6 protein-coding genes are annotated in these 6,686 nt (G+C 76.7%); 2 read left to right on the top strand and 4 right to left on the bottom strand.

The window, feature by feature from the left end:
* Together PKA89_RS16290 and PKA89_RS16285 are read left to right on the top strand one after the other, a co-directional pair.
* Nucleotides 1-1,186: hypothetical protein (locus PKA89_RS16290; protein WP_324421234.1), on the top strand; the 1,186-nt coding region annotated here is incomplete at its 5' end.
* An 84-nt stretch (nt 1,187-1,270) separates the two neighbouring features.
* The gene (locus tag PKA89_RS16285) at nt 1,271-3,187 is read left to right on the top strand and encodes a hypothetical protein (RefSeq protein ID WP_324421233.1); all 1,917 of its coding nucleotides are present in this window, start codon (nt 1,271-1,273) and stop codon (nt 3,185-3,187) included.
* Nucleotides 3,188-3,214: 27 nt separating this feature from the next.
* Here PKA89_RS16285 and PKA89_RS16280 read toward each other — a convergent pair whose 3' ends face one another.
* From PKA89_RS16280 to PKA89_RS16265, 4 genes are all read right to left on the bottom strand, one after another.
* On the bottom strand, nt 3,215-3,952 hold the full coding sequence (locus tag PKA89_RS16280) for a phosphoglyceromutase (protein WP_324421232.1): 738 nt from the start codon (nt 3,950-3,952) through the stop codon (nt 3,215-3,217).
* 64 nt (nt 3,953-4,016) lie between these two features.
* Complete coding sequence (locus tag PKA89_RS16275) at nt 4,017-4,532, bottom strand: YbjN domain-containing protein (RefSeq protein WP_324421231.1); 516 nt, start codon at nt 4,530-4,532, stop codon at nt 4,017-4,019.
* Nucleotides 4,529-5,845, bottom strand: a complete 1,317-nt coding sequence (gene mshA / locus PKA89_RS16270) for a D-inositol-3-phosphate glycosyltransferase (RefSeq protein ID WP_324421230.1) — start codon at nt 5,843-5,845, stop codon at nt 4,529-4,531. Before mshA ends, PKA89_RS16275 begins: the two co-directional genes overlap by 4 nt.
* Nucleotides 5,842-6,642 carry a hypothetical protein gene (locus PKA89_RS16265; RefSeq protein ID WP_324421229.1) on the bottom strand — a complete coding sequence of 267 codons (801 nt, stop codon included), beginning with the start codon at nt 6,640-6,642 and terminating at the stop codon, nt 5,842-5,844. Before PKA89_RS16265 ends, mshA begins: the two co-directional genes overlap by 4 nt.
* Between the last annotated feature and the right edge of the window lie 44 nt (nt 6,643-6,686).

The following is a 6,686-nucleotide window of genomic DNA, read 5'->3' as shown; positions in this document are numbered from 1 at the left end:
GGTCGCCTGGGCCGCCGCCGGCTCCACCGGCTCCACCGCCTCAGGGCCGCCGGTCCGGCGCACTCCGCGACCGGCGCCGTCGACGGCCGGCCCGGACGACCCCGCGTGGGCCTCGACGACCCGCTGGCCGCCTCGGGGCTCGCTGGCCGGCGACCCAGGGGTGGCGGCGCTCGTCGCCACGGCGGGCAACCTCTCCCGGCTGCTCTACGCCGCGGACGCGGGTCCCCTGCGCGTCGTCGTGGCGACCGACCCGCAGGTCGACGACCCCCTGTCCTCGGTCGTGCGGGCCTGGAGCGGACCGGCGGGCACGGCCGTCCCCGGGCTGACCGTCGCGGAGCTCGGGTACAACGGCATCTACGACCGCCAGGACCTCGTCGCCGTGGCCCTGCCGAGCAGCGGCGGCGCCCTCGTCGTCACCCTCGCCCGCCCGGACGTCGACGGCGCCGAGGTCTCGCTCGCCGTCCGCCCGCTCCCCGACGGCCGCATCGAGCGGGCCTGGCAGGCGGTCCCGATGACCGAGGGCGTCGGCGCGGTGCGGCTCGAGCGCGCCGCCGGACCGGCCAGCCGGCTGCGGATGGCCGGCTACGACGGGCCCCTGCCCCACGTCGACCCGGCGCGGAACGGCGAGGACCTGGTGGCTGCGGCGGTCGCCGACGTCGCGGCCTGCGTCGACGTCCCGGTGGGGCGGCTCGCGGTCCGCACCACCCGCTTCCCGCTGCCCGAGGGGGCGATGCAGGAGATGATGGGGAGCCCGGCCGCGGGGACGCTCGACGTCACCGCCGTCACGACGCCCGGCGGCGGTGTCGTCCGGTTCGCCTCGTACCGCACCGGCTCCGCCGAGTCCTACGCCGCCTTCACCGACCAGCCGCTCGTCGTGCCGGCCCGCGAGCGGGACGCCCCGTTCGTCCTCCAGCTCGGCACGGACGTCGAGGGACGTCCGCGCACCATCGTCACCTCCCCCGCGCAGGCGGCGACCGTGCAGGTGCTGGGCGTCGACGGGCAGGTCCTCTCCCGGCCGACGCGGCTCGTCGGGCGACTCGCGGTCGTCACCCTCACCACCTCGCCCGCCGACGGCTCCGACCTGCGCATCGTCGTCCGGGCGGCCGACGGGCGCGTCGTCCGCGACGCCGTGCACGTCGACGGGCGACCCCTCTACGACCTCTCCCCCGAGGGCGCGCTCTTCTGACCTGGCCCCGCCGACCCGGGTCGGTGCGCTGTTCCCCCTGTTCCACCCGTCCGGGACCGCCGCCGCCGGGGTGATGATGGGGCGGTGGCGGTCGACGGGCGCGGTGCGGCGGACTTCGTCACCGCGCGCTGGTCGGAGCTCGAGGCCGTCGCCCTCCTCGCCACCCTCGACCCCGTCGGGGCGCGCGAGACGACGGCGGCCGCGCTCACCGCCGTGCGCAACCGGTGGGCGGAGGTGCTCGAGGAGGGGCGCCCGACGGCGACGGCCCGCGACGAGCTGCTCGCCCGGCTGGCCCGTTCCGGTGCGCGGCCGCGTCCCCGGCGCGAGCCGCCCGCACCCACCCCCGTGCCCGAGGTCCTGCGGACAGCCGCCGTCGACCCCGCCGACCCGGACGACCCCGTGCCGCTCTCGCTCCTGGCCGCCCTCGCCCGCGAGACGCCCGGGGCCCGGGCAGTGCTGGCCGCCGGCGTGGCGTGGGACGACGACACGCAGGCCCGCCCCCCGGACGACGTCCGCGCGCGCCTGCTCGACGCGCACCGCAGCGCCCGGGCGGCGGCCGGCCTGCCGTCGGACGACCGGCTGCTCGGCCCCGACCTCGTGGCCCTCGTCGAGCGACTGGCCCGGACCCAGCCGGACCCGCCCGACCCCGCCGTTCTCGTCGAGGACCGCGTCCGGGGGATGCGCCGCCGCTCGCTGGTGGTCGGCGGCGCCCTGGCGGCCGGGGTCGCGGCCACCGGCTGGGCGGTCGGGGCGGCGCGCGACGGCTCGGGGGGCGCGTCCGCGGCCCGTCGGCCGGCCGGCGCGCCGACGACGGCCGGTCCCGACGACCCCGCCTGGACGACGACGCGCCAGGCCCGCTCCAGCGAGCGCTCAACGAGCCGGTGGCCGGCGCGCGGGCGGCTCGCGACGGACGCCGGGGTGCGGGCAGTGGTGGACCGCTCCGGCCACCGGGCCCGACTGCTCTGGGCCGACGACGTGCACGGCGTCCGGGTCGTCGTCGCCGCTCGGTTCGACGACGGCACCCCACCGGGCAGCACCCGGGTCGAGGTGTGGTCGGGGCCGCTCAGCACCCCGGCCGCGCGGCTCGCCGGCGTCCCCTACGCCGCCGACGTGCTCCACGGGTCCGAGGACGTCGTCGCCCTCGGGGTGCCCGCTCCGCGCGGGGCCGTGCTCGTCGTCCTCGGTCGGCCCGGCGTCCGTGACGGTGACTTCTCGCCGGTCGTCCACCCGACGGCCGCGGGCTCGGTCGAGCGGACCTGGCGCGCGGTCCCGGTGCGCGACGGGGTGGGCAGCGCCCTCGTCGAGCGGCCGTGGGGCTCCGCGGGCCGGGTGCGCTGCGGCTCCTACGACGGCTACGTCCTCGTGCCGACGGCCTGGGGTGCGGCGACGCAGCCGGGCCGCGGCGACCCCGTCGCCGAGCTCGTGGCGACGGTGGCCTCCGCGACCGGCCTGCCCCGCACCCGGTTGCGTGGTGAGGTCGTCGTCGACTCGATCGCGAGCGGGAGCGTCATCGACCCCTTCGCCCTCTCCGCGACCGACGGCGACGGCCGGGTCGTGCTCACCCGGGTCACGACACCCGAGGGCGCGGTGGTCCGGGCCATCGAGGTGCACGACGACGGCCGGTCCACCTCGCCCACCCGCCTCGACTTCGGGCCGTTCGTCGTCCCGGCCGACGCCGGTGACGAGCCCGCCGTCGTCTGGCTGGACGACATCCGGCCGGGCACGGGCCGCTACCTCGTCGTCGTCCCGGCCGGGGGGCGCACCTGCCGGCTCCTCGCGACGAGCACCGGCGCGCACCCGCTCTCGAAGGCGGTCCCCCTCAAGGGCCGCAGCGCGGTGGTCCCGGTGCTGGACGCACCGGGCCCGAGCGCGGTCCGGCTCGTGGTCGAGGACGCGGCCGGGAGACGCACCTACGACGGAGTCCCGCCCGGCGGCCGCGACCTGTTCGGCGCCGCCGTGCCCGGCACCACCTGGCTCGGGCTCCCGGCCGACCACGCCTGAGGCCGGCGGGCGCGGCCCCGGCTCTGGTCAGCGGCCCTGGTTCGCCACCGCCGCGGCGGCAGCGGCCGCGGCCTCCGGGTCGAGGTACTCGCCCGGGCCGGTCGGCATGAAGTCGTCGCCGAGCCGGTAGACGAGCGGCATCCCGGTCGGGATGTTGAGTCCGGCGATGTCGTCGTCGCTGATGCCGTCGAGGTGCTTGACGAGTGCCCGCAGGCTGTTGCCGTGCGCCGTGACGAGAACGGTGTGCCCGGCCGTGAGGTCGGCGCGAAGGTCGTTCTCCCAGTAGGGCATCATCCGCGGGATGACGTCGGCGAGGCACTCCGTGGCGGGCACCTCGACGCCGGCGTAGCGCGGGTCGCCGGTCTGGTCGAACTCGCTGCCGGCCTCGATCGGCGGGGGCGGTGTGTCGAAGCTGCGCCGCCAGAGCATGAACTGCTCGTCGCCGTACTTGTCGCGGGTCGCGGCCTTGTCGAGGCCCTGGAGCGCGCCGTAGTGCCGCTCGTTGAGCCGCCAGCTGCGGCGCACCGGGATCCAGTGCCGGTCGCAGGCGTCGAGCGCGAGGTTGGCGGTCGTGATGGCCCGGCGCAGCACCGAGGTGTGGACGACGTCGGGGAGCAGCCCGGCGTCCTTCATCAGCTGCCCGCCGCGCACCGCCTCCGCGCGGCCGGTGTCGGACAGGTCGACGTCGACCCACCCGGTGAAGAGGTTCTTGCGGTTCCACTCGGACTCGCCGTGCCGCAGGAGGATGAGGGTGTGCTCCGTCATGTCGCCAGCCTAGCGACGGGTGGGTGCACCGGTCCGGGGCGGGCGCCGGGCTGAGACCGGCCGGTCAGCCCTCGCGGGGCGGGTCGCCCGGCCGCTCGAGGATGTGCCGGAACGCCTCGAGGTTGCGCAGGCTCTCGCCGCGGGAGACGCGCCACTCCCACTCCTTGCGCATCGAGGAGAGGAAGCCCATGACGAGCAGCTCGTTGAACGGCTCGTCCGCGGCCGAGAGCACGACACCGAGCAGCTGGTCGAGGTAGTCCTCGTCGACCCCGGCCACCGGGACGCGTCCGGTGACGAACACGTCGCCCGAGCGGTCGACGGCGTAGGCGAGCCCGGGCAGCCGGAGGTTGCGGCTGAGGAGGAACCGGTAGACCTCCCCGTGGTTCTCGTCCGGGTTGCGGATGACGAACGCGGACACCGAGAGGGCGGTCTCGCCGCAGACGAGCGAGACGACCGTCTTGAGCTTCTTCTCACCGGGCAGCGCGACGACGACCTCGTCGTCACGGGCACCCGGCTCCCACTCGAGGCCGGACCCGTCGAGGAACCCCCGGACGGTGGCGAGGAGGTCGGCTGCGCTCACGGGATGACCGCCCGTGGCACGTCGCTGATGCGCTCCGCGTCGTGGATGGACACGTCCTTCGGGCGGGCGAGGGCGGCGCCGTAGACCTCGAGCAGCCGCTCGGCGGTGCGGGCCCAGCCGAAGCCCTGGGCGTGCTCGACGGCCCTGCGGGACAACGAGGTCCGCAGCTCGCGGTCGAGGGCGACGCGCCCGAGCGCGGTGGCCCAGTCGGCCGTGTCGTGGCCGTCGACGAGCAGGCCGCCGTCGCCGACAGCGGTCGGCAGCCCACCGACGTTCGCCGCGACGACCGGGGTGCCGCAGGCCTGGGCCTCGACGGCGACCAGGCCGAAGGACTCGCTGTGCGACGGGACGGCCACGACGTCGGCGGCGCGGTACCACTGCGCGAGCGTCTCGCGGTCGACCGGCGGCACGACCCGGAGCAGGTCGCCGATGCCGAGCCGTTCGGCGAGCTCGGGCAGGCCCATCGGGCTGCGCACACCGGAGCCGCTGGCCCCGCCCAGCACCGCGACGACGAGCCGGTCGCGCAGCTCGGGCCGGCGGCGCACCAGCTCGGCGGCCGCCCGGACGAGGACGTCCGGGCCCTTGAGCGGCTGGATCCGCCCGACGAAGGCGAGGACGACGGCGTCGACCGGCAGCCCGACCGCGGCCCGGGCCCCGGTGACCGACCCCGGGGCGAAGGTCACGAGGTCGACCCCCGGCTCCGCGACCGCCACCCGCTCGGGGTCGGCGCCGTAGAGCTCGACGAGCTCGGCGGCCTCGCGCGCGGTGTTCGCGACGAGCCGGTCGGCGGCCTCGACGACCTGGGCCTCCCCGATCTCGCGGCCGCGCGGCTCGGGCTCGTCGCCGTCGGCGAGGTGGAGGTTCTTGACCCGCGCCATCGTGTGCATCGTGTGGACGAGCGGCACGCCCCAGCGGTCGGCGGCGAGCCAGCCGACCTGGCCGGAGAGCCAGTAGTGCGAGTGGACGAGGTCGTAGTAGCCGAGGGGGGCGTGCGCGGCGACCCGCATCATCCCCGCGGCGAAGGCGCACAGCTGACCCGGCAGGTCCTCCTTGGACAGGCCCTCGTAGGGCCCGGCCGCGACGTGCCGGACGACGACGCCCGGCTCGACCTCGACGACGTCCGGCTGGGCCGCGCTCGTGGTCCGGGTGAAGAGGTCGACGGCGGTCCCCTGGCGGGCGAGCTGGCGGGCGACCTCGAGGACGTAGACGTTCATCCCGCCCGCGTCCCCGGTGCCGGGCTGCGCGAGCGGTGAGGTGTGGACGGTGACCATCGCGACCCGGCGGGGTCGCCCGGCGCCCGCGGGCTCAGTCATGGCGCCGAGTCTTCCACGGCCGGGCGGGGGGTGTCCGTGACGGTGACCACGGCCCGTGGCGACCACACATGGATGCCGATGCGGCCGTCCTGGCGCAGGTCGACGGCGCGCGGGACCTGGACCGGGCCGATCGAGACGTCGGTGCCGAGGATCCACGTGAACGCCGGCTGCTCGGTGACCGTCGGGTCGACCCAGTACGCCTTCGCCTTGAGGTTGCGCTCGGGCAGGGCCGGGGCGATGCCGGTCGTGGCCGGGCGCCAGTCGAGGTTGACGGTGACCGCCGAGGCACCCTCGACGGCGACGTCCATCCGGATGCGGCCGTCGGTCGGCTCGAAGGTGATCCGCATCGGGAGGCTGTCGGCGTCGTCGTGGACGACGCCGCTGTAGGTGACGCTCTCGCCGTCCCGGGACACGGCGTCGATGCTCACCGCCGGGTAGACGCGGGTGACCTCCTCGCGAGGGTGCTCGTCGCCCGGGTCGAGGGTGCCGCGGAGCGCGACGACCGGCGCGCCCTTGGTCACCGTGTCGGCGAGGATGGTGCTGCCCCGGGAGAGGCGGAAGCCGCGGTCGTAGAGGGTGACGGTGAGCCCCGCCCCGAGCGACTGGACGCCGAACGCGCCCTGGGCCACCTGGAGCAGGCCCGGCTCGGCGTCGGTGATGCCGATGTCGCGGGCGAGCACCTGGGGGACCCAGGAGGTGAGCCCGAGGACGAGCGCGGCGGACAGGCTGAGGACGAGCGAGACCATCGACAGGCTCACCCGCTGCTCCCGGCCCTCCGAGCGCCACCACCTCAGCACCGCTCCAGCGTAGGTGGGCCGGCCGGGCATCCGGGACGTCGGGG

Source organism: Phycicoccus sp. (assembly GCF_035325325.1).
Classification (GTDB): domain Bacteria; phylum Actinomycetota; class Actinomycetes; order Actinomycetales; family Dermatophilaceae; genus Phycicoccus.
This window is presented reverse-complemented; position numbering and strand designations above follow the sequence as displayed.

Bases quoted from the DNA above. Each gene is read 5' to 3' on its own strand.
- PKA89_RS16280 (WP_324421232.1), bottom strand. From the start codon at position 3,952: ATGACGGAGCACACCCTCATCCTCCTGCGGCACGGCGAGTCCGAGTGG.
- mshA (WP_324421230.1), bottom strand. From the start codon at position 5,845: ATGACTGAGCCCGCGGGCGCCGGGCGACCCCGCCGGGTCGCGATGGTC.